We start from the raw sequence: 25,273 nt of genomic DNA, 5'->3' as shown, positions 1-25,273 counted from the left end.
TCAGTTCTGAGCCTGTACTGTCATGATTATCTCGTTATCTGAAAGATACGAGGAATTGAGATCAAGAGTATATTTCATATACAGCCTGCCGTTTTCGGCAAGAGTATTCTCTATAGCGTGGGTGTAGACGCCTATCTGCAAATTGCCGTAGGGAGTTCCGTACTGACAGAAATGCTTTCGTCCTATCTCAAGAGAGAGTACGGAATTTGCCGTGCCCTCACGGGTGATGGAAGCGTTTTTGCAGTCGTCTACTTTTATAGTAGTGACAGAACCCTCGAAGCCTGTAGCTGAGGTATCCTCGTATGAGATTATATCCCAGCCGTTTTCGCGGGTGAAGCTTGCTTTTGTGAGAAGCTCAGTCTCGCTTTTTTCGTTCTCCTGCCACTGTATGCTCGTAAGAGAGATCAAAACGTTATTTTTCAAAGTTATCTCCTTAATTGTCTTTGTTGATGCTCAGTAAGTCCTGTCGGCATTTTCGATAGCCTGTTCGAGAAGCATATCTATGAGGTCCTCATGCTCATAGCCCAGCTGCTCCATGAGCTTGGAGAAAACGCTGTTTTGTCTGAGCCCTGGCATAGTGCCTACCTTGTTGAGCAGAAGCTCTCCGTTCTCGGTGAGAAAGAGGTCAACTCTTGCAAGTCCCTTACAGCCTAAAGCCTTGAATGCGGTAACTGCTATCTCCTTAGCCTTGTTTCTGAGCTCGGCAGGTATATCCGCAGGGATAGTGAGGTCGTCTCCCGAGCTTACATTGAAGTTGCTCGGATCGTACAGCTTGTCATCGGCGATTATCTCTCCGATAGGCGAGCAGACAGGCGTATCATAGCCGTAAACTGCCGCTTCAAGCTTTCTTGCCTTGACGTATTTCTCAACTATGACCTTGTTGTCATTGGAGAAAGCCACCTTTACAGCCTTGATAAACTCCTCGGGGGTGTTTACGAAGCTTATGCCCTGATTGCTGCCGCTGCTTGCAGGCTTTACAACTAAATTACAGCCGAATTTCTCAGCTATCTCGGCACATCTTCTGTCAAGGTCGTTCAGCTCGCGCTGAGTGATGAGCTCCCATTCAGGAGCCTTGATGTTGTAGTCGTCCATGACCATATGTGTATGGGATTTATCCATGCATGAAGCGCAGGCAAGCACTCCGCTGCCCACATAGGGGATACCCGAAAGGTCAAGAAGCCCCTGTATAGTACCGTCGCCGCCGCGCTTACCCATGAGTATCGGCAGTACAACGTCGATTTTCTTTACTGAGGTCTCGCCGTTTTCGATGGTGATGATGCCTCTGTGAAGCGGATCGGGAGAAATGAAGGCTGAGGTGCAGTCGGTGTTCTGCTCCCATGTTCCGTCGGCTATCTCCTCGGGTGAGCCGGGGAAGAACAGCCAGCGTCCCTTGCGGTTTATTCCTATAGAGATGACCTCGTAGGTGTCTCTTGGTATATTTTTTATGACCTCTGCGGCAGAAGCCAGTGAAAGGGCGTGTTCCCGAGCTGTACCGCCGAAGATCACAGCCGCTTTTATCTTTGCCATATGCGTCTCCTTTATATATAGTACTCTGTATTTTTTCTTGTCATTTTCAAGTATCACTATATTTTATCATATTTCACAAAAAACTGCAAGTATTTTTTGCGGAAATGAAGAATAACACAGTGAAATTCGCAAGTATAGTACATTGCAGACAATTTTTAACGCTCGGTTTTGTACATAATCACAATGAAATTATCGCTTTTTCATCAATTTGACGGATAACCCCTTAGTAAAAATGACGAAGCCAAAAGGGCTTATACCGTAAAAAAGATCATTTTTGGTCCGACGTGTTGTCTGCTTGACTTTAATAAAAAAATAATATATAATCATTTTATGATATTAGGTTTTACCGCGAAAGGGGAATATTGATGTGAAGATAATAAAACGAGCTGTACTCTGGCTGTCCATTATGCTGGTGCTGGAATTACTTATCAATGCGGCAGGAGCATTTATTGTCAAGCGCGTTGGAGCAGAGAATCTGATCAATTCAATGAGCGGCTACTCGAAAAGAACTGAAATGATCCTTCACCCGACATTTAGAGAGGAAAACGACGGAAAGGCCAACGGGCTTTCGGGACTTGCGGTCCGCACTATCCTCAGTGACGGCAGGATTTATAATCACACAAAGTTCGGATATAATTTCCTGTTCCTCAACTTCACTATGGAGCAGTCTGTGGTGTTCTTTGATAAGGACGGCACAACTCAGGTGTCATCGGGAATATTCAATATCGCTTATGAGGACAGAGGCTCTAAAACGGATTATATAAAGTTCCCTGTGGGGATTATTGACGTTAAGGAGCTTTGCGCTCAGAGCAATGCAAGGGAGCTGTACAGCACCCTTGAGAAAAAGCAGTACGACTCTATAAGGCTGGACGAGTATTCAGTCGACGAGGACTATATTGTCAGACCTAAAAAAATGACATTACTCGATCTGGATAAAAATGCCGTACAGAGCTTTGAGTTTCCGTGTGAGGGCGAGATAATCAAAGACGACAGCATTTACGTTTATGATATGATCGAATTGAACGAACAGATGAGAAATTCTTCCACATCATTGTGCAAGAAGATGAAAGATGTGTACGACGGTAAGCTGAAGACTGATAAGACAGCCATGAAGCTTATGAAGGAAGCTGATTTTTCAAAGAGTGCCCAGAGAGTTGACAAAACAATCTATGGCTTTGCGAGTTTTACCTCAAAGCACGTTGAAACTACCAACGGCAGTGCGATGGTATTTGCTCTGCATTTCAACTACATAAAGGGAGTCATTCTTTACACTATTATTTGCGCAGTGATACTGACCGCTATCCTGCTGCCCATATGGATACATAAGGATAAAAAAGCTGCAAACAGCTATTACTGATAAAGCAAAGAGCCTTCGGAACAATGTCCGAAGGCTCGAAAAGTACATTATCTTATGCCGGATAAATCGTCCCCCGGCTGGAGCTTGTCGTGAGCAAGTATATAGTCGTACACTTCGCTTATGGTAGTGAAAGCGACGCCCACATAGCTGTCGGCACAGCCGTAATAAAGGGCAATACGTCCGGAAGCTGCGTCAGTAAGTGCGGCGCATGGGAAGCATACATTGGGCACGAATCCGCGCTCCTCATACTCCGTTTCGGGTGCGAGGAGATAGTTCTCACAGCGGTGAAGCACTCGTGAGGGCTGGTCAATGTCGAGTATAGCTCCGCCTATGCTGTAAACATATCCGTTGCAGGTGTTGACAACTCCGTGATAGAACAGCAGCCAGCCTTTGTCGGTCTCGATAGGAGCTGCGCCGCCGCCTATTTTAAGATTTTCCCACCAGTTGTCAGAACGTCCCATGACATGGCGGTGACGTCCCCAGAACTCCATATCGGGGCTCTCTGAGAGGAAAATGTCGCCGAAAGCGGTATGACCGTTGTCACAGGGACGTGACAGCATAACATAATTGCCGTTTATCTTCCGAGGGAAAAGCACGGCGTTGCGGTTGTAGGGGAGATATGGGTTCTCAATTCTCTCAAACCGCTTGAAATCGAGGGTCTTGGCAATGCCTATAGTAGGTCCGTATGCGTCCTGACACCACATTATGTAATATGTGTCCTCCACCTTTACAAGCCTCGGATCATAGGCATAGGGCGGCATGAAAGGCTCGCCGTTTTTATTGGTGAAGGGTATCTTTTCCGGGTCGAACTCCCAGTGCAGAGCGTCCTTGCTCCTGCCGAGATAGATGTGAGGGATACCGTTGCGCTGCTCTCCGCGGAATACGCCTATATATCCGTCTTTGTAGGGCATAACTGCGCTGTTGAATATCCTTGCCACCTCGGGCAGTGGATTTCTGCCGATAATGGGATTCGCAGTGTATCTCCAGAGTGGAGATGTGCAGCCTTGAGGCTTGTCCTGCCACGGTATTGAGGGCAGGTCTGCTCCGATAATTTTAATATCCGCCATAGCAAACTCCTTTAATCCTTTAGTATGGATTAATTAAATTATAGCGCATAAAGCTTATTAAGTCAATAGCTTTGGCAAAATTTAAGTAAATTCGTGAAAATGCACTATTCTCCAGCCTGTAATTCTACACATCAAAATTCACATAAAAGTATAGAATGTTTCGCCGGATAGGTGTATAATTAATACGTTCTCAATAACCGACTGCATACGGCTGCTGAGATGCCCTTAAAAATAAAATATCACCTTAAATCATAACTTAAAAGGAGCTGTGGGTATGAACTTTTATGACCTTATAAACGGAATATCAAACGGAGCCTTCGACGAGCAGCTCAGTAAGCTTTACGGCAGCAGTGAAAAAGCTGTATTACGAGCAAGAGCACGTTATCTCAGTGCGGCGGAGAGCTTTTCGAGGCTCTGTCCCGAGTGCGGCGAGATACACGTTTATTCGGCTTCGGGACGTACTGAGGTGGGCGGAAATCACACCGACCACCAGCACGGCTGCGTTCTCGCAGCAGCGGTAAGTCTCGATATAATTGCTATCGTCAGCTTTAACGATGAGGGCGTTATCCGCGTGACCTCAGAGGGCTACCCTCAGAATGTGGTCTCGCTTGACGAGCTTGACGCAAAAGAGGAGGAAAAGGGGACTTCTGCGGCTCTTATCCGCGGTATCGCAGGAAAGTTTACGGATATGGGCGTGAAAATAGGCGGATTTGACGCATATATGACCTCTGATGTGCTCAGCGGAAGCGGACTTTCGTCATCGGCGGCATTTGAAGTGCTTATCGCAGCTATTATAAATGAGCAGTACAACGGCGGACAGACCGAGCCTGCGGAGCTGGCTAAAATAAGCCAGTATGCGGAAAACGTCTTCTTCGGCAAGGCAAGCGGTCTCATGGACCAGACCGTCTGTGCCGCAGGGGGCTTTGTTTCAATTGATTTTGCTGAGCCCGATAAACCGAAGATAACCAATGTGGATTTTGACTTTGAAAAGGCAGGCTACTCGGTGTGCATTACCGATACAGGCGGCAGTCACGCTGACCTCTCCGACGAGTATAGCGCTGTTTCCGCAGAGATGAAGCACGTTGCTGAGGCTATGGGCTGCGGATTCCTCCGTGAAGCCGATGAAGATGAGTTCTTTGAAAAGCTGCCTGAGCTCCGCGGGAGCTGTACCGACAGAGAGCTGCTTCGTGCTGCGCATTTCTTTGCTGAGAACAGACGTGCCGCTGAGGAGGCTCAGGCTCTTGCAGAGGGCGATACAGAGCGGTTTTTTGAGCTTGTGAATGAGTCGGGGACTTCCTCGGCAGAGCTGCTGCAAAATCTTTATTCGAGCAGATCTCCTCAGTGTCAGCAGATACCGCTGGGGATAATGCTGAGCAAGCGATTTTTGGGTGAAAGCGGCGCGGTGAGAGTTCACGGCGGCGGTTTTGCAGGAACGATACAGGCATTCGTGCCGACGTACCTTGCGGCGGACTACGCTGCGGAAATGGAGCGCATATTCGGCGAGGGCAGCTGCTACGTGCTGACTGTGCGCCCTGTAGGAGGATATGAGCTAAAATCATAATTTAACGCCTTTGGCGTCCCGAAAAATTGGTATTGTAGGGGCGAACATTGTTCGCCCGTGTCAAAATTGATGTGTATGTTTGCGGGCGCACATTGTGCGCCCCTACATCATTAAATTTTGATTTACGAAAGGAGAGGCTGCCTTGACAATAGGTGCTAATACTGAAAAAATACTGACAGAGCTGGAAAATCACGGCTTTGAGGCATATATGGTGGGCGGCTGTGTCCGCGACGGCATTATGGGACGCAAATGCAATGACATCGACATTACAACAAACGCTCTACCTGAGCAGATGTTAGCGGTTTTCAGCGGATATAAGGTCATTCCTACGGGAATAAAGCACGGCACGGTAACTGTTCTCTGCGGCGGCGAGTCCTTTGAGATCACTACATATCGCATAGACGGGGAGTACACCGATCACCGCCGTCCCGATGAGGTGAGATTTACTGCGGATATAGGTGACGACCTTGCACGGCGCGATTTTACAGTAAATGCCGTTGCTATGGACAGACGCGGCAATATCGTCGATCCTTTCGGCGGAAGAGCAGATATGGAAGCAGGGATCATTCGTTGTGTGGGAGTTCCGCATGAGCGCTTCTCTGAGGACGCTCTGCGTATCCTGAGAGCTGTCCGTTTCTCGTCACAGCTTGGCTTTACAATTGACGAGGCTACTGCTGAGGTTGTTCACGGTATGAGGTCTGACCTTCGGAATATTTCATCTGAGCGTATCCGCGATGAGATAGACAAGCTTATCTGCGGCAGGAATGCTGTGGACGTGCTTCTGGAGTACAGCGATGTTATAACCGCTGTTATTCCTGAATTTCAGCCGAGTATAGGTCTCGACCAGCGTTCACCGTACCATAGGTACGACGTCTGGGAGCACACTGTCCGCGCATTGGCGGCAGCTCCTGCTGAGAATTTAAAGCTTCGCAGGGCTCTGCTTTACCATGATATTGGCAAGCCTGCCTGCATGAAGCTTGATGAAACGGGAAGGGGGCATTTCAAGCAGCATGACCGTGTGGGCGCGGACATGACCTCGGAAATTTTGAAGCGACTGCACTGCGATAACAAGACTATCGCTTATACTGCGGCGCTTATCGCCAATCACAGCAAGAAGCTCCGCAATAAGACCGATGTCAGGAAGATGATGTGCAAAATAGGCGACGAGCTGTTTTTTGAGCTTATGGAGATGAAGAAGTGCGATAATTCTGCAAAGAATGAATTCGTGCTGGCGGAAAATATCTTCTTCGACCAGCTTATCGGGATAGGTCATGAAATTGTCGAAAAGGACGAGTGCAGAAGCATTCGCGGACTTGCGGTGACGGGCTCGGAGCTTGCGGCACTGGGACTTAAAGGCGCGGAAATAGGCGAGATACAGCGTGAAATGCTGGAGCTTGTCATGGAGGAGGAGCTCCCCAATGATAGGGCGGAGCTGCTCAAATTCGCAGAACAGAGGTGCAGAAAATGAAAGGACGCATACATTCAACGGAGAGCTTCGGCACGGTTGACGGTCCCGGTATAAGGTTCGTGGTGTTTTTTCAGGGCTGTCCCATGAGGTGCAAGTATTGCCACAACCCCGATACATGGGACTTTTCTGGCGGTACGGAGCGTACTGCTGAGGACCTTATGAGGGAGTACGATTCCTACAAGGAGTTCCTGAAATCAGGCGGTATCACGGCAACAGGGGGCGAACCCCTTGCACAGCCCGAGTTCTTAGCGGAGCTTTTCCGCCTTGCCAAGGAAAAGGGCGTCCATACCTGCCTTGACACGTCGGCAGGAGTCTATAATCCCGATTCTCATGAGAAAATAGACGAGGTGCTGAAATATACCGACCTTGTAATGCTGGACATAAAGCATATCGACAACGATTGCCACAGGGAGCTGACGGGCATAGGAAACCGCAATATACTTGCCTTTGCGGAGCATATCCGCGACCTGGGGATACCCGTCTGGATACGCCATGTGGTAGTTCCGAATATCACGGACAAGTATGAGGAGCTGTTCGCTCTCGGTGAGTACCTTTCCACACTGAGCAATCTGAAAGCACTGGACGTTCTGCCGTATCATGATATGGCAAGGCATAAGTATGAGGAGCTTGGCATAGAGTATCCGCTGGGAGATACTCCGCCCCTGACTAAGGAGGAAGCCATAAAGGCTCGGAATACCATAATTGACGGCATAAAATCAGGACTTCACAAACAGAAATGAAATATACATGGACCTCTGACACACATCAGAGGTCTTTTTCATATACTGTGGTAAATCAAAATTTAATGATGTAGGGGCGCACAATGTGCGCCCGCAAACATACACATCAATTTTGACACGGGCGAACAATGTTCGCCCCTACAATAACAATTTTTCGGGACGCCAAAGGCGTTAAATTATGATTTATCTCAGCGTGCCGTATGCTGTAAAGCGGTGGAGAACATTATGTGCGGAATTGCAGGAGCAATCAGCTTCATAGATGATATGCGCGAGGATATGAAAGTTTACGAAAATATGCAGCGTGCCCTGCTGCGGCGCGGTCCCGACCAGCGAGGTATGTTCATGAGCCGCGAGGCTGCTCTTATCCATACACGCCTTGCGGTGATAGACATCGACGGAGGCCGCCAGCCCATGAGCTGCCGCGGCTATACTATCGTGTATAACGGTGAGCTCTATAATACCGACGAGCTTCGCAGAGAGCTGAGCGGAGATTTCGATTTTGATACCCGTTCCGACACCGAGGTGGTGCTGAAAAGCTACATAAAATGGGGCAGCGGCTGTGTGGAGCGCTTCAACGGCATATTCGCATTTGCGGTATACGATGAGCAGGAGCACCGCCTGTTCCTTGCCCGTGACAGGATAGGCGTTAAGCCGCTGTTTTACTATGATACGGGCAAGAAGCTCATTTTTGCTTCGGAGCTTCCTGCACTTCTGGAGCACCCCGAGATCCCCCATGAGATAGATGTGCACGGTGCGGCGGAGCTTCTTCTCATGGCACCGGGACGGTCTATGGGCTGCGGAGTTATCCGCGGCGTTGAGGAGGTTCGCCCTGCATACTGCGGATATTACACGGCAGAGGGGCTGAAGCTCCATGAATACTGGCGGCTGAGGGCATATGAGCTCCATGAGAGCTTCGAGCAGACCGCCGAGCACGTCCGCGAGCTGGTGCTTGACTCCATAAGGCGGCAGCTGGTATCAGATGTGCCTGTGTGTACATTCCTGTCGGGAGGACTGGATTCCAGCCTTATATCCTCTGTTGCAGCGGCAGAGCTGAAAAAGCAGGGCAGACGGCTCAGCACCTTTTCCGTGGACTACCTCGACAACGACAGGTACTTCCAAAAGAGTCGTTTTCAACCCAACAGCGATCCTGAGTACATCACCTGTATGGCTGAATATCTGGGGACTGACCACCACTGGACGGTGGTGGATACTCCCGAGCTTATCGACGCCCTTGATGAAGCGACGGAGGCAAGGGGGCTTCCCGGTATGGCGGACGTTGACGCATCTCTGCTGCTTTTCTGCCGCGAGATAAAGAAATACGGCACGGTGGCTCTTTCGGGGGAGTGCGCCGATGAGATATTCGGCGGATATCCGTGGTACAGGGATAAGGATATACGCATGACAGACGGCTTCCCGTGGGCGCAGAGTACGGCGTACCGCAAGAGATTCCTCTGTGATGATTTTGCTGAGCGGATAGATGCCGAGGACTATGTTTACTCTGCCTATCGGAATACCGCCGACGGCGCCGAAAAGCTGGAAAGCGACAGCCCTCTTGAAGCGCGTATGCGCGAGATGACGGAGCTGAACTTTAAATGGTTCATGCAGACGCTTCTTGACCGCAAGGACAGAATGTCCATGTACAGCGGTCTTGAGGTGCGTGTGCCTTTCTGTGACTATCGTATCGCAGAGTATCTTTATAATGTGCCGTGGGAGTACAAGGACTACATGGGCAGGGAAAAGGGGCTTCTCCGCGAGGCTATGAAGGAATGGCTGCCTGATAAGGTGCTGTGGCGGAAAAAGAGCCCATACCCGAAAACCCATAATCCTGCGTTTTTAGAGGGAGTGACGGCGAAGCTCCGCTCAATACTGGACGAGGGCGGTGAAAGGCTGACTCAGCTTGTAAAGCGTGAGGAGCTGGAAAAGCTTCTCCGCCATGAGGATCGCGTTCAGTGGTACGGTCAGCTGATGAATCTTCCCCAGACCATAGCCTTTTTTATACAGCTGGATCACTGGCTGGAGCATTTTGATATAAAGCCGAGGCTCTCCTGAATAGTTCTATTTTTTACTAAGACATATCTGAATATTGACATTAATTATAACATTTGTTATAATTTAAATAACCTTAGCAGTCGCTAAATAGTAATCTTAAAGACAAATTAAGGGAATTTTAAGATTATTTTAAGGTGACCATTTTATAATATACCCGTAAGATGAATTATATGGGTTGGTTATGAAAAATAAGGTGATATTAAAATTAAGGAGTTTGATATTTATGAGAAACAATGGCTTGAAAAAGCTCTTTGCTGGGCTTTCGGCTGCCTGCATCGCTGCTGCGGCACTTCCTGCTGTCAGCTATGCGGCAGAAACATCAGCTTCAACGGTCGTTGGCGACGCAAACTGCGACGGCAGCGTTGATATGTCAGACGTAGTGCTCATCATGCAGGCAATGGCAAATCCTAATAAGTACGGTATGGGCGGAACTGACGAACACGCTATCACCGAGCAGGGCTGGAAGAATGCGGACTGCAACGGAAAAGCTGACGGCGTTTCCACTGATGATGCACTGGCTATACAGCTTTATCTTCTCGGCAAGGGCGAGATCAGCAGCGGCAAGACCAATGTGGATCCACCTGCTGCTGAGGCAACAAAGATACATTTCAAGGATTCTTCTATCACGGTAGAGGGCGAAAATGCCACAGTTGACGGTACTACGGTAACTATCACTCATTCGGGTGAGTTCTACATCGACGGTACTCTTAGTGACGGTCAGATCAATGTAAATATAGCTGATGCGGCTGCCGACGCCGAGACTGTAAAGATATTCCTGAACGGCGTGAATATCACAGGCAAGAGCGCTCCTGCTATCCTTGTTACAAACGCTGAGAATACATCTGTCAATATCGTTGACGGTACTGAGAATACTATCACCGACGGCGATACTGCTTACGCAGGTGACTTCGCTAAGGCTGCTCTTATTGAGGCTAAGGACGATATTACCTTCAAGGGCGGCGAAAAGGGCAACGGTGTTCTCAATATCACCGCTAATACTCAGGACGCTGTATCCTGCAACAACGACATTAAGATAAACGGCGGTAAGATAAATATTACTACAAATAACTCAGAAACTAAGACTGACGCTGTAAAGGCTAAGAAGTCAATTACCGTAAAGAGCGGTACTGTTACCATCGACGCTACAGGCGACGGTATCAAGTCCACAAAGGACGCTGTTGCTTTTGAGGGCGGTTCTGCAACTATCAAGGCAGGCAATGACGCTGTACAGGCTGAGACCACTATCGACATCAGCGGCGGCAGACTCGTTGCAGGCGGTGACCGCGGACTTACCGCAGTTACAGGCATCAATATCACAGGCGGTACTGTTATTGCTACGGCTACCGATAATCAGGCAGACGAAAAGCTGATGACAGGCACTACACAGACTACAGCACTTCTCAACTGCATTGCTGATGCAACAAATGAGAAGGACGGCACATGGAAGAAGGACAACTCAATAGCTGTCAGCGGACTTGATGTGAAGTATACCAAGAAGTTCAAGTATGTTCTTATCAGCGACAAGTCCATAAACGGTGCTAAATCATGCGGCTTTGTGAATCTGTCCACAGGTAATGCTGTAACTCATACAGATGGCAAGCAGACACAGTTCCAGCTCAGTCTTGTAACTGTTTTCGATAATGTAGATCCCGCAGGACTTTCCAAAAGCGATGTAGTTCCCGCACCGGCACAGTCTCCGGACAGTCTTACGATCACTCTTTCCGATTCGGGTATGGCAACTAATGCTTCTTCCGAGGCAAAGGTGGAGAACAACATCTGCACTATATCTCAGCCCGGTGTTTTTACAGTAACCGGCGAGATGACTGGCGGACAGATCGTTGTCGATGTTGACAAGACTGTCTATCCCGACGGCGTCGTTGAGCTTGATCTCAGCGGCATGAGCCTTACAAACACTGAAAATTCTCCTATATATATAGCATCTATCGCAGACGAGGTCGTAATTGTCGCTAAGAACGGCACTGAAAACACTATTTCTGACGGCGAAAGCTACACCAACGCAGACGGCGATACCGGAGCTATCTACTCCAAGGACGATATAAAGTTCAAGGGTAAGGGCAAGCTTACGGTAAACGGCAACGCTGCGGACGGTATCGTCGGAAAGGACGATATCAAGATATACAACGGCACACTGGTGGTAAACGCTGCTGACGACGGTATCCGCGGCAAGGACAGCGTTACTATCGGCAATACCTCATCAGACGGCACAGAGGTTGATTACTCAGACCTGTCCGTTACAATAAAGACAAAAGCAGGCGACGGCATCAAGGCAACTTCCACAGAGGCTTCTTCAACAGCAAAGCAGCTGGGCGTTGTTGCTGTCAACGGCGGTACTATAAATATTGAATCCTACGCAGACGGTATCTCAGCTGAGCAGTTCTTTGATATGAGCGGCGGCGACCTGACCATCAAGACCTATGAGGGCAGCTCCTACACAGGCAGCGGCACAAATACAGGCGGCAATCAGGGCGGCTGGGGCAGACCCGGCGGAGGAGGAGACTTCGGTATGGACGGAAACGCCAACAAGACCGATATCTCCGCAAAGGGCATAAAGGCAGTAGGGCTTTATGACGAAGCAGGCACTTCATGGCAGAGCGTCGGCAATATCATCATAAGCGGCGGTAAGCTCAGCATCGATTCTTCCGATGACTGTATGCACTGCGGCGGTGATATGACACTTACAGGCGGTGAGATAAAGCTCTCATCTGCTGACGACGGTGCTCACGCAGACCATACTCTCACCATCGGCACAAAGGACAGCGGCAAATACGATGACGTCGTTATTTACGCCGAAAAGTGCTACGAGGGTATAGAAGCTCAGAAAATTTACCAGAACAGCGGTTCTGTTATCGTGAACTCAACTGACGACGGCTTCAATGCAGCAGGCGGCAGCGACGGTTCAGGCGGCGGCAATACAGGTATGCCTTGGGGACAGGGCGGCGGTGGCTTCGGAGGAGGCGGCTTCGGCGGCAGCTCAGGAGACTACCTCATGCAGTTCAACGGCGGCTTTGCAATAGTCAATGCTGCCAACGGCGACCATGACGGCTTTGATTCCAACGGCAATATCGAGATAAACGGCGGCTGCTTCGTTTCAAACGGCAATGAGCCCTTTGACTGCGGTGATGGCGGCAGCACTATCAAGGTAAACGGCGGAACATGGGTGTCCAACTGTCCGTCAGGCGGTATGAGCATGGGCGGCAGCGAAATGACTGCATCTGTATCCAAGAGCTCTTCCGTAAGCGCAGACACAAGGCTTTCCCTTGTGGGCAGCGACGAAAAGGTAATAGTTTCATTTATAGTTGACAAGGCTGTCAGCCAGCTGAAGGCAGGCGGCACAGGCACATCTGGAGCTTCCTTCTATACAGGCGGAACTCTCAGCGGTTCGACATATTTTCAGCAGGTTGATCAGACTCAGCTTGCCGCTTACGGCGGTACGCTGACAGGCGGCACTGCTATCAAATAATCAAATATGAGCAATACGAGAAAATGCCGTCTTGCGGCAGCAGTATTGCCGCAAGACGGCTTCCGGATCATTCTGATCCTTTTCTCAAAAAGCGCCACAGTATTCCCAAATGCTGCGGCGCATTTCCCTTTTTAAGGGGAGTTATATTTCCGATTCGTACTTACGTGAGCGCGTTTTGCAGCAGCAGGCGCAGTACACCTTAGCTGCTCCTGCCTTTTTCAGCGCTGAGGTTATCTCGCGGAGAGTACTTCCCGTAGTGCAGATGTCATCAATGAGCAGCACATTCTTTCCGCTGATGTCCGCAGAAGCTGTGAATGCGCTTTTAAGATTCAAGGCTCTGCTGCCGCGGCTAAGCTCCTTTTGCGAGTGAGTGTGACGGGACTTGACTACAGACTTTGTATCAACAGGAAGCCCGAGAACTCTGCCTGCCTCACGGGCGATGAGCACCGACTGATTGAAGCCGCGCCTGTGAATATCCCGTTTATGCATGGGTGCAGGGATAATAACGTCAGCTTTATCAGCGGTATTATCGGCTTTCAGACGCTGGGCAAGAGCTTCGCCGAGAGCATAGGCGGCGTTGCCGTCAGTGCCGTTTTTCAGCAGAAATATGGCTGGCTTTATGTTCTCGTCGTAGTCAAATGCGGCAGTGAAGCTCTCTGCGCCCTCGATATTGAAGCTGCCGCTGTATATGCTGAGCTTTGACGTACATTCCGCGCAGAAACGCTCCATAGCACCGATAATATCTCCGCATACAGGACAGCGAGTAGGGTAGAACAGGTGCAGAAGCCGACGTTTCAATAAATATCTCATATCATCACCTAAATTTAAAGCTCCGTTGATACGGAGCTTTTGTTTTTATATTTTCAAAAGGGAACGCCCTCACTTGCAGGGCGTTCCCTTTTGAAAAACAGTCCACCGGACTGTTTTTCAATTCACCCTTTGCGGAGCGCTTTGTAACTGCGGGGCTTTGCCCCACACCCCACCAGAGACGCTGTCTCTGGACTCTGCCAAAGGAACACAGTCCCTTTGGAATCCCGTTATTAGTTATATGAAGTTTGAGTGTTTAAAAATACATATAAAGCTGGCATTTTATCATGCCGTTGTAGAGCTTTCTGCGCTTGTGGGCTTCTGTGCCGAAGAACTTCTCGAACTCCTCATGAGGTGAGATGATGTAGCTCTGCTTACTCCCGCCCTTTCCGAGAACTCTGCCCATTTTGCGGTATATGTCCTCTGCCTCTCTCAGCTCAAGAAGCCTTTCGCCATAGGGAGGATTGCAGATAACGATGGAATTTTCGGGCTGTACGAATTTCGTGATGTCAGCCTGCTCTATTTTCAGTCGTGACTTGATACCTGCCTTGTGAGCGTTGTCAAGGGTGAGCGCCACAGCCGCATCGTCAATATCTGCGCCTATGCCGTGGAATTCAGCACTGCGGTCAACGTTTTCGATAGCTCTTTTGCGCTCCTCCTGCCAGATACGTGAGTCAAATGTGCTCCATTTTTCAGCGGCAAAGCGCCTGTTGATACCGGGAGCTATCTTCAGCGCCTTCAGTGCAGCCTCGATAAGGATAGTACCGCTTCCGCAGAAGGGGTCACATACTATGGATTCGGGACGAACTCTTGCAAGGTCTACTATGCCTGCCGCAAGAGTCTCCTTGATAGGTGCCGCGTTGGAATTGCGTCTGTAGCCGCGCTTGTGGAGTCCCACACCGCTGGTATCCAGATAAAGGGATACAACGTCCTTGAGGATACTGAATTTTATCTGTACCGTCGGACCTGTCTCGTCGAACCAGTTTATATTGTACTTGGATTTAAGGCGTTCAACTGCCGCTTTTTTTACTATGGACTGACAGTCGGGAACACTGTGCAGTGCAGAGTTGAGTGAATAGCCCTTTACTGGAAAGGCGTCCTCGGGACCGATGTAGCGTTCAAGCTCGACAGCCCTTACGCCCTGAAAAAGCTCCTCAAAGGTGGTTGCCTTGAACTCTATAAGCTCGATAAGGACTCTCTCCGCAGTTGAAAGGCAGAGATTAGCACGGGCGAGGATATTCTCGTCGCCCGTGAAGCTTATTTTGCCGTCGCTGACTTTAAGGTCAGTGCCGCCTATTTTTTGTATTTCGTATTTCAGTACGCTTTCCAGACCAAAGTGGCATGGGCAGCATAATCTTATATTATTGCTCAAAATATCACCTGTTATTAGTATTCGACAACTCCGCCGCCTGCTGCAACTCCAGCGTCACCGCCGCCTGCATCACCGCCAGCTGCTGCACCGCCGCCTGCGTCACCGCCAGCTGCTGCGCCGCCTGTATCACCGCCAGCTGCTGCACCGCCGCCTGCGTCACCGCCAGCTGCTGCACCGCCGCCTGTATCGCCGCCAGCTGCTGCACCGCCGCCTGCTGCACCGCCTGAGTTATTCGCAGCCTGTGTTGTTGTCTGTGTAGATGAACCGCCGTGACCGCCGCTGCAGTACGGAGGTGAGTAATCCTCAGTGACCTGTGACTTCCAGTAGCCTGTAATGCCCTTGCCGCAGTACTGACCTGCGATACCGCCTGTAGCAGTACACATAGGTGCTTCGATTACGGAGCTTACCTTTTCAAAGTAAGGAGAGGTATCAGCGTACTCTGTAGTGATGTAATCGCCGATGATGTTTTTCCATATCTGAGCGGATACAATGCCCTGCAGGTCGAGGGCAGGGTTCTTGTACTTATAACCCATTGTCATACCGCTGACGAAGTCGGGAGTAAGACCGACGAATACTTCGTCGTACCAGTCCTGAGTAGTACCTGTCTTGCCACATACTTCCTTGTTGTAGAGCTTAGCGGCAGTACCTGTACCGTTATCAACAACATTTTTGAGAAGTCTGTTCATTACCCATGCAGTCTCATCGGAAACAGCCTGTCTCGGGTTTCCGTTGTTCTGATAGATTATCTGCTGGCTGCTGTCCTCTATCTTTGTGATGATGTGAGCCTCGTTGTAGATACCCTGATTTCCGTATGGGATATAGGCGTTTACAAGGTTTTCAAGGGTGATGCCCTTGTCGAGACCGCCGAGACACAAAGGAGAGTAGCCCTTATCATATGCGACTAATTCAAGTCCGAGCTTTTCGGTGGCGAACTTGTATACCTCGTCAAGACCGAACTTATAGCAGAGCTGTGCGGGAACAGTATTGTAGGACTGCTGAAGTGCCTGATATATCTTTAAAGGAGCACCATTTCCGCCTGAGCCCATGTAGTTGTTAGGCCAGGGCTGACCGTCATCACCTGTAATTTCACTGACCGGAAGCTTGGAGTCGTATACGGTGGAACCCCAGTGTATCTGACCTGTTTCAATACCATAGCCATAAGCTGTTAAAGGCTTTACGGTAGAACCGATCTGACGGCCGTCTGCTTTACGTACAGCGTAGTTTGTGCCGAGTGAACCTACCTTAGGTCCGATGTCGCCGACAGCACAGAGCAGCTCGCCGTCGTAGTTCATAGCAACAAATGCGATATGGGGGAGATATTCCTCAGCCTGTCCGTCACCATTTGTATCAGCCCATTTTTTAACGGTATACTCGGGGACCATATTGTTGATGTCAAGGAGCCTGTTTTCAACGTACTCCTGCATCTTCTCGTCGTAGGTGGTATAGATCCTGTAGCCGCCCTTGTTTATCTTATCGAGAGCCTGCCATTCGTCAACAAGGTTGTACTTCTCCTTGAAGATTTCCATAGCCTCGAAGTAGGCAGCGTCCAGTATCCAGCTGTTCTGCTTCTGCTTTTCGATCTCCTCCTCGGCAGTGAGCTCGGGGTGAGCTGCGAGATACTCGGGAGAATCGGTGTATACGAGGGGAGTTTTCAGGTATTCCTGATACTCGTCAAATGTTATAGCGCCGTTTTCATAGAGCTTGTAGAGAACGTACTCCTGACGGGGCTTGTTGTTGGCGCGTCCGTCAACTACCACAGGCTCCTTTGGATTGTCGTCCTTGTGGTAGATAACAAAGGGACCATATTCCTCAGGGCTCTTTGGTATAGCTGCGAGAACAGCCGCCTCGGGGATAGTGAGGTCGTCAACGTCCTTGCCGAAGTATTTCAGCGAAGCAAGCTGTATGCCGTTGTAGGCTCCGCCGAAGCCGATGTAGTTGAGGTACTCTTCCAGTATCTCGTCCTTTGAGTAGGTCTTTTCCAGCTGCATAGCCGCGAATATCTCGCGTATCTTACGCTGGGGAGTATGTCTGTCGTCTCCTGACAGGTTCTTGATGAGCTGCTGAGTGATAGTCGAACCACCCTGCTCGGTATCATAGAAGTGCAGGAACATATTGAGGAAGGCGGAGAAGGTACGCTTGTAGTCAACACCGTCGTGAACGTAGAAACGCTCGTCCTCAGTATAAACGAAGCAGTTGCGGACGTGCTGGGGTATCCTGTCTATGCTGACGGGGATACGCTGGAAGTTGTTCTGTACACGGTGCATGACCTTGAGCTCGGTCTCGCCTGCTTCATTGATGTGGTTTGAGTAGAAGTAGGTATCGCTTCCCGATTCAAGCTGCTGCAGAGTAACGCTGGTGGCGTCGTCCATGAAGTTGAGGACATAAACAGTCAGGGCGGTGCTTACGATAGTACCCGTGATGATTATGACCAGAAGCAGCGAAAGAAGTGTGGTAGCGATGACGGTCATCAGCTTTTTGAAGATGATGAAGCCTTTGCTGTGTTTTTTCTTCTTTTTCTTGTGTGGTTTCGCGCGAAGCTCATCGTCGGCAGGGACGAGCTGCTCAGAAGCCTTTTTGGTTTTATTGTCCATTTTGTCAGAATGACCGCTGTTAAGCGGCAAGCTCCTTTCAAATTTATTTTTACGTATAAATATACATTATATATTATAACACCTCAGGGGCGAAATGTTAAGACTTTTCCAAAAAAATCGGCGTTTTGTATAATATAGAAAAATTGGGCGATAATATTTACGGATATTTCGGCAAGGGAGTGATAGAATGACGCTGAAAAACGCCAAAAAAATATATTTTATACTTGTGGCGGCGGTTACTGTATCGGGCTTTCTCATGGTCTGCACCCTCGGACAGGCTGTCCGCAGGAAAAAGGTGGAGACACGGCTTGCGGCAGCTGCCACAGAGCATGAAGAAGCGCCGCTTTTCACAGTCAGGGAAAACGGCGGACGTGCGGCTGTGTTCCGCGCAGGCGAGGACGAGCCCTTTCTGTATATAGACATCGACACTGCGCTGATGTCGGATTACGACAGAGCAATGATAGCCGAGGGGATATACTTTACGTCTGAGAACAGTTTAAGGCAGTTTATCGAGGATATATCATCGTGAGCCCTGCTTGGGCTTATGCTTTTTCTTCTTGCGGACGGAGAAACCGAAATCTCCCAGCTTTCTGCCGAGAGCGAAGTATTCTCCGTGAGCGAAAGCCATGAGTCCGCACTGCTGGAGGTTCAGTCTGCCCTTGCTGTCAATATACTTCTCGTCGACGTCTATACCTATTATCTCCGCAAGGAACATGGTGTGAGAGCCTAAAAGCCTTTCGTCCACGACCTTGCATTCAAGGCTCAGAGGGCACTCGTCGATAAGGGGCGGAGCCACCTTCTGCGCAGGTACGGTGTGGAAGCCGCAGGCACTGAGCTTGTCCGTATTTTTGCCGCTTTTGACGCCGCAGAAGTCGGTCTCACGGCACATGGCCGAGGTAGTAAGGTTTATGACGAACTCACCCGAAGCCTTGATCATATCGTGGGAGTGGCGCTCGGGGCGGACGGATATATAGGTCATTGGGGGACGGGTGCAGACTATGCCTGTCCAGCCGATAGTGAGCACGTTTGGCTGCTCTATGGTGCCGCAGGTAACGAGAGCGGCAGGTACGGGTGCAAGAAGAGTGCTGCCCTTCCAGAATTGTTTTGCCATACTTCCTCCTTATTCATGGCTTCGGGGCTGCTGTGCAGCCCCGATAGTTTTTATGGTCTTATCTTATCTCGTTGAGAAAATGCCTGTATTCCTCAAAGTTGTACTTGCCCTTTTCCCGTGTTATCTCGCCGTATTCGATAGCATTTGTGGGGCAGTTTCCGATGCAGCCCATGCAGTGTGAGCAGGTCGTGCCCCATGTGGGCTTATCTTCTTTCAGAGTTATGTTGTTGAGGGGACAGACTGTTTCGCACTTTCCGCAGCCGATACATTTATCTGTTGCGTAGAAATCCTCGGTCTTTAGCTTGTATTTTGACCATATAGGATTGAAGGGCAGTGTTATGAGCTTTTCAAAGAGAAAAACGTGTCTTGCCTTGAGATGCTCGCAGTTCTGGATACTGTTGGCAATATCGTCTATCTTGTCAAATGACTTGAAGATGCGGCTCTTTATCTCGTCCTCGGTGAGCTGCGGATAGTGGCTGATGTAGTAGTTTCGCGGCATTACGAGCTCCGAGCAGCCCATGAACTCCATGCCCTTTTTCTTGAACAGCTTCTTTGCCAGCCAGCCTGTTATGCCTGCATAGCCTGCACTGTTGGCGATGAAGTATACCGCCTTGCTGCCTGTAAGCTCTGCTTTTTTGAGGTAATCGCTCAAAAATCTCGGCATTTCGCATATATGTACGGGAGCACAGACGATAAACGGATTGTCTGAGTGAAGCTCGGAATAGTCGTTCTTTTTTATCCTCCCCAGCAGGTCTATGCACTGGTCGTCCAGTTTTTTTGCAAGCTCCGTGGCAATGAATTTCGTATTGCCCGTAGCCGAATAGTAAAGGATCATATTATTCCCCCCAGAAAGTATTTGCTGCGGCGCAAAGCGCCTGAAAGGTGATATGAGCAGGACCTTATTCTGCAAATTCTGCTATATATGGCAGATTGCGGTAGGATTCTCCGTAGTCAAGTCCGTATCCGATAACGAAGTAATCGGGAATGGTGAAAAGTGAATAATCCGCTTTAAGGTCTACAACGCGGCGCTCGGGTTTGTCAAGGAGAGTTATGACTCTCAGTGAAATGGGATTCCTGACTTTCAGTATCTTGATTATTTCGTTGAGGGTGCGCCCCGTGTCGATAATATCCTCGATAATAACTACGTGATATTTGCTGATGTCGTGTTTTAAGTCCATAGTTATCTCAACGTGACCTGTGGAAACCGTGCCCTCAAAGTAGCTTTTTGCTGCCATGAAGGCGATCTCGCAGGGGACTGTTACCTGACGGCAGACATCAGCCATGAACACGAAAGAGCCCTTTAGTATGCTGACCAGCAGTATAGGCGAGCCGTCGTAGATCGAGTCTATCATGGCTCCTGCCTTTTTTATTACATCGCGTATCTGCTCTTCGGAGATGATGACGCGCTTTATTTTGCTTTTCCATTCTTCTTTGCTGTCAAAGGTCATAATAAGCTCCTCCGTTGATGTTATAGGTGTTGCGGATAATGATTACATAAAGGATTTGCGCTCCCCGAACGCAGTTCGGGGCAATAACCGCCTAAAGGCGGTCATTGAACTCATATTAATTATAACATTAATATATGAATATTTCAATCATTTTCAGAAATTTTAAGCAAACGGGCGGTTTCGACATTATATTACGCGGCTTGGTGGTATAATATTCCGGAAAAAGGCTATTATTGATGTATCAACTAAATCTTGAAACTGATACTTGACAAAAATGAAATTTCTCTGCGTTGCCAAAGCTTGAAATACGTAAGTATTCCTACGTTTTTGCGCATTGATAAATTCCATTTTCGCCTTCGTCTGAACTTCAAGATTTAATTTTTACATCAATAGTGGCAGCAAAAGGAGGCAAAGCAATGAAAATAGACATAAAAAACGACAATGGAGCGGCAATTGCAAGGCTCAGCGGTGAAATTGACCACCATAACGCTAAGGAGCTACGCGCTGAGATAGACCGCTTTATAGTGGCGGCACAGCCCCGTGAGCTGGCTATTGACATGGGAGGCATTACTTTCATGGACAGCTCTGGTATAGGACTCATCATGGGCAGGAGCAAGCTCATGAAGGAGTGCGGCGGACGGCTGGAGGTGCTGAACCCTCAGCCTTATATCAGGCGTGTTCTGCGGCTCGCAGGCATAGAGCGGATAGTCAAAATAAGATAAAGGAGAAGAAAAATGGAAATACTCAACGAGATAAAATTTACAATGCCGTCTCTTTCGGTCAATGAGGGTGCGGCAAGGGCTGTGGTGTCATCGTTTCTGATACAGGCTGACCCCACAGTGGAGGAGCTATCTGATATACGCACGGCAGTATCAGAGGCGGTGACCAATGCGGTAGTCCACGGCTACAGGCACAAAAAGGGCAATATCGAACTGACGGTAAGGCTGCTGCCTGACAGGGTGATATACATACGCGTCAAGGACAAGGGCTGCGGCATTGAAAATGTGGAGCAGGCTATGGAGCCACTGTTCACTACAGCTCCCGAGGAGGAGCGCTCGGGGCTGGGCTTTTCTGTTATGCAGTCCTTTATGGACAAACTGAAGGTGAAAAGCACTCCCGGCAGGGGGACTGCCGTCACCATGAGAAAGAGGCTCTCTGCACATGGAGACTGAGGTAAAAAAGCCTGCCGCCGAGGAAAATTTAGGACTGGTACACCTCTGCGCAAACCGTTTCCGAGGGCGCGGCATAGAGTACGACGACCTGTACTCAGCAGGCTGTATCGGGCTGCTAAAAGCTGTGAAAGCCTTTGACTGCGGCAGGGGAGTGAAGTTCTCTACCTATGCCGTGCCTGTCATACTGGGCGAGATTAAGCGGCTCTTCCGCGACGGGGGAGCTATCCGCGTCAGCCGCAGCTTGAAGGAGCTTTCCATGCAGCTCCAAAGGCTCTGCGAGGACTTCCGTCAGCGTGAGATGAGAGAGCCTACCATAGCGGAGCTTTCAGAGCTTTCGGGGGAGAGCGAAGCCGACGTTTCCGAGGCACTGTGCGTAAGTCAGCCCCTGCTGTCCCTGACATCGGGGGACGATGATGAGGGGCAGACCGACATACCTACGGAGTCTCCCGACGAGAGCATAACCGACCTGCTGGCTCTGAGGCAGATAATGGCGCAGCTTGAAGCCAATGACCGCGCATTATTGGAGCTCCGCTATTTCAAGGGGCTCACCCAGTCAAAGACCGCAAAGGCTCTGGGTATGACGCAGGTGCAGGTATCGCGCCGCGAGAAAAAGCTCCTGAACTATATGCGTGAGGAGCTGCTGAAATAGAGGGATTGACTTTGGCGCTGTGTGCTGATATAATAATAAAAAATCAGTAAACGGAGGAAACGCCATGTCAATGAAAGAAGCATTCGATACCTACTTTGAAAAAGCCGCAAACGCTGTCATTTTTCTCAGAAAAATGCCGTATATCGAAAAACTTAGCCATACCGGACTGTATCTGAACGATACTCTTGATAATGAGAGCTATGCAGAATGGACACCCGTTTTGCAGGATAAGCCTGTGGACTTTGCCAAAGCCGAAAGCATACTGGGATTCCGTGTATCCGAACAGATAAGGGAATATCTGTCGGTATACTGGTTCCTGCCCCTTGACGGGCATTTTGACAGCGAGTTCGGCACTATCGGTCTTTCTCTTGATATGCTTGTTCCCGATACCGATATATCGGAGCTGCTTGCGGTAAACTTCAATTTCGAGGACACGAATTACCTTAATGAGCACAATTGGCTGAAAATAGGCGGCTTCTCCATATACGGCGACGACGGATGGCTGGTAATGGCAGTTAACGAGACCGACGAGGTGCTGGCAGTTCAGCCCGTTGACAGAAAGTCGGTGCACCTTGCAGATTCCATAGAAGAGCTGTTGATAAAAATGGAGCTGTGATACTCTCTTTTGATTCAAACTTTTTCATTGCATCGTGAAAATATGATAAAATGCTGCAATTATTGCGAAAACAGGCAAATATCGTTGACATTTCATGTGAAAAGGATTATAATGGACTTACCAATATTTTTGTTATAAAGAGAGGGAAAAACACTATGGCAACATCATTTTTCAAAAAGCTGCTTGCTGCTGTTTCTGCGGCGGCAGTAGTGTTCGTGCCTGCTTCACAGCCTTTGCCTGAGCAGCACCGCACCGCAGTGGCTGCTGCTGACGACTGCCACGATGACTGGCTCCATGTCAACGATAAAGCACAGATCGTTGATATGAACGGCAATGAGGTTTGGCTCACAGGCGTAAACTGGTTCGGCTACAACGTAGGAAGCCAGATATTCGACGGCGCATGGTCGGCAAATGTTCATGACTGCCTCGACCTTATCGCAGACCACGGCTTCAATCTGCTCCGTGTTCCTATGTCAACGGAGATACTCCTTCAGTGGAAGGCTGGAAAGCCCGATCCCATAATCAAGCTCAATGAATACAAAAACCCTGAGCTTACCGTTGAGGGAGTTGAGGGCGGTACTCCTATGTACAGCTTCGACATCTGGAATCAGGTAGTTAAATGGTGCAAGGAAGACGGCATCAAGATCATGATGGACATTCACTGCGCTACCACTAATTCTGCCGGTCATAACTTCCCATTGTGGTACGACAGCAACTTCAGCGAAAAGGATTGGCTTGACGCGCTTTCATGGTTCGCAGACTACTACAAGGACGATGATACCGTTATCGCTATCGACTTAAAGAATGAGCCTCACGGCAAAAAGGACGAGGGCAGCTTTGCGAAATGGGACGGCTCAAGCGATGCCAATAACTGGCGCTATGCTGCTGAAAAGGGCGCTAAGGCTTGTCTCGACAAGAACCCGAATCTCCTTATCATGGTTGAGGGTATCGAGGTATATCCTAAGATCGAAAAGGGCTATGACTGGAATTCACCGTCGACTGACTATGCACACTATGGAGAATCCGAGTATCAGCCGTATTACGGCGCATGGTGGGGAGCTAATTTCCGCGGCGTAAGAGAGTTCCCGGTAAACCTCGGCGAGCATCAGAGCCAGCTGGTATATTCTCCTCATGATTACGGTCCTGAGGTATATAATCAGGAATGGTTCTACCTTAAAGATACTTCCAAGACCTTCACAAGAGAGACTCTCCTTGATGATTACTGGAGAGATACATGGGCATTCCTCGTTGAAGAAAACATCGCACCTATCCTCATGGGAGAATGGGGCGGCTGGGTAGACGAGGAGCACGACAAAACCGGTGAAAATGTTCACTGGATGCAGGAGCTCCGCGACTACATGATAGACAAGCGTATCCACCACACATTCTGGTGCTTCAATGAGAACTCATCAGATACAGGCGGACTTGTTTACGATAACTTCCAGAAGTGGGACGATGTAAAGTACGACTTCATCAAGTCCTCACTCTGGCAGACAGAGAGCGGCAAGTTCATCAGTCTTGACCACCAGATACCGCTGGGTACAGCTGGCAACGGTGTCTCACTCAGCGATTTCTATGCATCGGGTGAAAAGAGTAATATGGCAGGCGCTTCCACAGGCACTGCTGTTCCAAAGACAACTACTGCTCCTAAGGATACAACAACTACTACAACGACCACAAATGACGTTACTACTACAACTACTACTGCGACCACTACTGCTCCGAAGAAGGATACCACTACAACAACTACTGCAACAACTACAGCTCCGAAGCAGGAGACAACGACTACAGTCACAACAACTTACCCGCTTGTTCCCGGTACTAAGGACAATACAGTATGGGGTGACGCTAATGCTGACGGCAGCGTTGATATGTCTGACGTAGTTCTTATCATGCAGAGCCTTGCTAACCCTAACAAGTACGGTCTTGAGGGTACTGACAAGAATCATATCACAACAGCAGGTCTCTACAGCGGTTCTGTTGTCAAGAGAAACGGCAGTGTTACCACTGAGGACGCTCTGGAGATACAGCTTTTCCTCCTCGGAAAGCGTACAAGTCTTGCACCTGACAAGGCATAATAAAAAATATTTCGGCACGGTTTTTACCGTGCCGATTTTTGTAATCAGAAAACCCCCGGCTCGGCCGGGGGTTCAAAAGAGCTTACAGCTATAAGTCTTGAAATAAAAACTCCTTTTGATTATAATAAACTTGCGGCTACCAACTGCAAGAAGAATCAAAAGGAGGTCATTATAAAGTG

Annotated in this window: 21 protein-coding genes; 12 read left to right on the top strand and 9 right to left on the bottom strand. The window is 49.2% G+C overall.

Annotation, left to right across the window (positions count from 1 at the left end; translation table 11 throughout):
* Together K5677_RS10770 and K5677_RS10765 are read right to left on the bottom strand one after the other, a co-directional pair.
* The gene (locus K5677_RS10770; RefSeq protein ID WP_296727817.1) at positions 1-423 is read right to left on the bottom strand and encodes a DUF1934 domain-containing protein; all 423 of its coding nucleotides are present in this window, start codon (positions 421-423) and stop codon (positions 1-3) included.
* A gap of 30 nt (positions 424-453) precedes the next feature.
* Positions 454-1,527, bottom strand: a complete 1,074-nt coding sequence (locus K5677_RS10765) for a D-alanine--D-alanine ligase family protein (protein ID WP_296727814.1) — start codon at positions 1,525-1,527, stop codon at positions 454-456.
* A gap of 367 nt (positions 1,528-1,894) precedes the next feature.
* Here K5677_RS10765 and K5677_RS10760 point away from each other — a divergent pair, with 367 nt between their 5' ends.
* Complete coding sequence (locus tag K5677_RS10760; protein ID WP_296727812.1) at positions 1,895-2,884, top strand: hypothetical protein; 990 nt, start codon at positions 1,895-1,897, stop codon at positions 2,882-2,884.
* A 47-nt stretch (positions 2,885-2,931) separates the two neighbouring features.
* On the opposite strand, the gene K5677_RS10755 is transcribed toward K5677_RS10760, so the two are convergent.
* Positions 2,932-3,951, bottom strand: coding sequence for a glycoside hydrolase family 130 protein (locus K5677_RS10755; RefSeq protein WP_296727810.1), 1,020 nt, complete (start codon positions 3,949-3,951; stop codon positions 2,932-2,934).
* 274 nt (positions 3,952-4,225) lie between these two features.
* Here K5677_RS10755 and K5677_RS10750 point away from each other — a divergent pair, with 274 nt between their 5' ends.
* The 5 genes from K5677_RS10750 (at position 4,226) to K5677_RS10730 (ending at position 13,250) form a co-directional block, all read left to right on the top strand.
* Positions 4,226-5,512 (top strand): galactokinase family protein, encoded by a 1,287-nt coding sequence (locus K5677_RS10750; protein ID WP_296727809.1) that lies wholly within the window; start codon positions 4,226-4,228, stop codon positions 5,510-5,512.
* Between the two features lie 142 nt (positions 5,513-5,654).
* Positions 5,655-6,980: a CCA tRNA nucleotidyltransferase gene (locus K5677_RS10745; RefSeq protein WP_296727806.1), complete on the top strand. Its 1,326-nt coding sequence runs from the start codon at positions 5,655-5,657 to the stop codon at positions 6,978-6,980.
* A complete protein-coding gene (pflA, locus tag K5677_RS10740; RefSeq protein ID WP_296727803.1) occupies positions 6,977-7,720 on the top strand; it encodes a pyruvate formate-lyase-activating protein in 744 nt (247 codons plus the stop codon). The genes K5677_RS10745 and pflA overlap by 4 nt, the downstream gene beginning before the upstream one ends.
* Positions 7,721-7,945: 225 nt before the next feature.
* Positions 7,946-9,769 carry an asparagine synthase (glutamine-hydrolyzing) gene (asnB, locus tag K5677_RS10735; protein WP_296727800.1) on the top strand — a complete coding sequence of 608 codons (1,824 nt, stop codon included), beginning with the start codon at positions 7,946-7,948 and terminating at the stop codon, positions 9,767-9,769.
* Positions 9,770-9,992: 223 nt separating this feature from the next.
* Positions 9,993-13,250: a carbohydrate-binding domain-containing protein gene (locus K5677_RS10730; protein ID WP_296727797.1), complete on the top strand. Its 3,258-nt coding sequence runs from the start codon at positions 9,993-9,995 to the stop codon at positions 13,248-13,250.
* A gap of 141 nt (positions 13,251-13,391) precedes the next feature.
* Here K5677_RS10730 and K5677_RS10725 read toward each other — a convergent pair whose 3' ends face one another.
* The 3 genes from K5677_RS10725 to K5677_RS10715 form a co-directional block, all read right to left on the bottom strand.
* Positions 13,392-14,048 (bottom strand): ComF family protein, encoded by a 657-nt coding sequence (locus K5677_RS10725; protein ID WP_296727796.1) that lies wholly within the window; start codon positions 14,046-14,048, stop codon positions 13,392-13,394.
* A gap of 265 nt (positions 14,049-14,313) precedes the next feature.
* Positions 14,314-15,429, bottom strand: a complete 1,116-nt coding sequence (locus tag K5677_RS10720) for a class I SAM-dependent RNA methyltransferase (protein ID WP_296727793.1) — start codon at positions 15,427-15,429, stop codon at positions 14,314-14,316.
* A 14-nt stretch (positions 15,430-15,443) separates the two neighbouring features.
* Entirely contained in the window at positions 15,444-18,050 is a 2,607-nt protein-coding gene (locus K5677_RS10715; protein ID WP_296727790.1) for a transglycosylase domain-containing protein, read from the bottom strand.
* 157 nt (positions 18,051-18,207) lie between these two features.
* On the opposite strand from K5677_RS10715, the gene K5677_RS10710 reads away from it, so the two are divergent.
* A complete protein-coding gene (locus K5677_RS10710) occupies positions 18,208-18,549 on the top strand; it encodes a hypothetical protein (RefSeq protein ID WP_296727788.1) in 342 nt (113 codons plus the stop codon).
* Here K5677_RS10710 and K5677_RS10705 read toward each other — a convergent pair.
* The 3 genes from K5677_RS10705 to hpt all read right to left on the bottom strand — a co-directional run bounded on the left by K5677_RS10705 (position 18,541) and on the right by hpt (position 20,579).
* Positions 18,541-19,131: a flavin reductase family protein gene (locus K5677_RS10705; RefSeq protein WP_296727785.1), complete on the bottom strand. Its 591-nt coding sequence runs from the start codon at positions 19,129-19,131 to the stop codon at positions 18,541-18,543. The genes K5677_RS10710 and K5677_RS10705 overlap by 9 nt on opposite strands.
* Before the next feature lie 58 nt (positions 19,132-19,189).
* A complete protein-coding gene (locus tag K5677_RS10700; RefSeq protein WP_296727783.1) occupies positions 19,190-19,966 on the bottom strand; it encodes an EFR1 family ferrodoxin in 777 nt (258 codons plus the stop codon).
* A 64-nt stretch (positions 19,967-20,030) separates the two neighbouring features.
* Positions 20,031-20,579 carry a hypoxanthine phosphoribosyltransferase gene (gene hpt / locus K5677_RS10695; RefSeq protein WP_296727780.1) on the bottom strand — a complete coding sequence of 183 codons (549 nt, stop codon included), beginning with the start codon at positions 20,577-20,579 and terminating at the stop codon, positions 20,031-20,033.
* A 416-nt stretch (positions 20,580-20,995) separates the two neighbouring features.
* Between hpt and K5677_RS10690 the strand changes: the two genes are divergently transcribed.
* The 5 genes from K5677_RS10690 to K5677_RS10670 all read left to right on the top strand — a co-directional run bounded on the left by K5677_RS10690 (position 20,996) and on the right by K5677_RS10670 (position 25,094).
* Entirely contained in the window at positions 20,996-21,301 is a 306-nt protein-coding gene (locus tag K5677_RS10690) for an STAS domain-containing protein (RefSeq protein WP_296727779.1), read from the top strand.
* Positions 21,302-21,313: 12 nt separating this feature from the next.
* A complete protein-coding gene (gene spoIIAB, locus K5677_RS10685) occupies positions 21,314-21,751 on the top strand; it encodes an anti-sigma F factor (protein ID WP_296727776.1) in 438 nt (145 codons plus the stop codon).
* Positions 21,741-22,400, top strand: a complete 660-nt coding sequence (locus tag K5677_RS10680; protein WP_296727775.1) for a sigma-70 family RNA polymerase sigma factor — start codon at positions 21,741-21,743, stop codon at positions 22,398-22,400. The genes spoIIAB and K5677_RS10680 overlap by 11 nt, the downstream gene beginning before the upstream one ends.
* Positions 22,401-22,464: 64 nt before the next feature.
* Complete coding sequence (locus K5677_RS10675; protein ID WP_296727772.1) at positions 22,465-23,016, top strand: SecY-interacting protein Syd; 552 nt, start codon at positions 22,465-22,467, stop codon at positions 23,014-23,016.
* Between the two features lie 155 nt (positions 23,017-23,171).
* Positions 23,172-25,094, top strand: coding sequence for a cellulase family glycosylhydrolase (locus K5677_RS10670; protein ID WP_296727771.1), 1,923 nt, complete (start codon positions 23,172-23,174; stop codon positions 25,092-25,094).
* Positions 25,095-25,273 lie beyond the last annotated feature (179 nt).

It is taken from the genome of Ruminococcus sp., from assembly GCF_024684275.1.
This window is presented reverse-complemented; position numbering and strand designations above follow the sequence as displayed.

Excerpts from the sequence above, each read along its gene's own strand:
- K5677_RS10705 (WP_296727785.1), bottom strand. The coding sequence starts at position 19,131 with ATGGCAAAACAATTCTGGAAGGGCAGCACTCTTCTTGCACCCGTACCT.
- pflA (WP_296727803.1), top strand. The coding sequence starts at position 6,977 with ATGAAAGGACGCATACATTCAACGGAGAGCTTCGGCACGGTTGACGGT.
- K5677_RS10700 (WP_296727783.1), bottom strand. The coding sequence starts at position 19,966 with ATGATCCTTTACTATTCGGCTACGGGCAATACGAAATTCATTGCCACG.
- K5677_RS10670 (WP_296727771.1), top strand. The coding sequence starts at position 23,172 with ATGGCAACATCATTTTTCAAAAAGCTGCTTGCTGCTGTTTCTGCGGCG.
- K5677_RS10765 (WP_296727814.1), bottom strand. The coding sequence starts at position 1,527 with ATGGCAAAGATAAAAGCGGCTGTGATCTTCGGCGGTACAGCTCGGGAA.
- K5677_RS10710 (WP_296727788.1), top strand. The coding sequence starts at position 18,208 with ATGACGCTGAAAAACGCCAAAAAAATATATTTTATACTTGTGGCGGCG.
- spoIIAB (WP_296727776.1), top strand. The coding sequence starts at position 21,314 with ATGGAAATACTCAACGAGATAAAATTTACAATGCCGTCTCTTTCGGTC.
- hpt (WP_296727780.1), bottom strand. The coding sequence starts at position 20,579 with ATGACCTTTGACAGCAAAGAAGAATGGAAAAGCAAAATAAAGCGCGTC.
- K5677_RS10750 (WP_296727809.1), top strand. The coding sequence starts at position 4,226 with ATGAACTTTTATGACCTTATAAACGGAATATCAAACGGAGCCTTCGAC.
- asnB (WP_296727800.1), top strand. The coding sequence starts at position 7,946 with ATGTGCGGAATTGCAGGAGCAATCAGCTTCATAGATGATATGCGCGAG.
- K5677_RS10755 (WP_296727810.1), bottom strand. The coding sequence starts at position 3,951 with ATGGCGGATATTAAAATTATCGGAGCAGACCTGCCCTCAATACCGTGG.
- K5677_RS10680 (WP_296727775.1), top strand. The coding sequence starts at position 21,741 with ATGGAGACTGAGGTAAAAAAGCCTGCCGCCGAGGAAAATTTAGGACTG.
- K5677_RS10690 (WP_296727779.1), top strand. The coding sequence starts at position 20,996 with ATGAAAATAGACATAAAAAACGACAATGGAGCGGCAATTGCAAGGCTC.
- K5677_RS10675 (WP_296727772.1), top strand. The coding sequence starts at position 22,465 with ATGTCAATGAAAGAAGCATTCGATACCTACTTTGAAAAAGCCGCAAAC.
- K5677_RS10730 (WP_296727797.1), top strand. The coding sequence starts at position 9,993 with ATGAGAAACAATGGCTTGAAAAAGCTCTTTGCTGGGCTTTCGGCTGCC.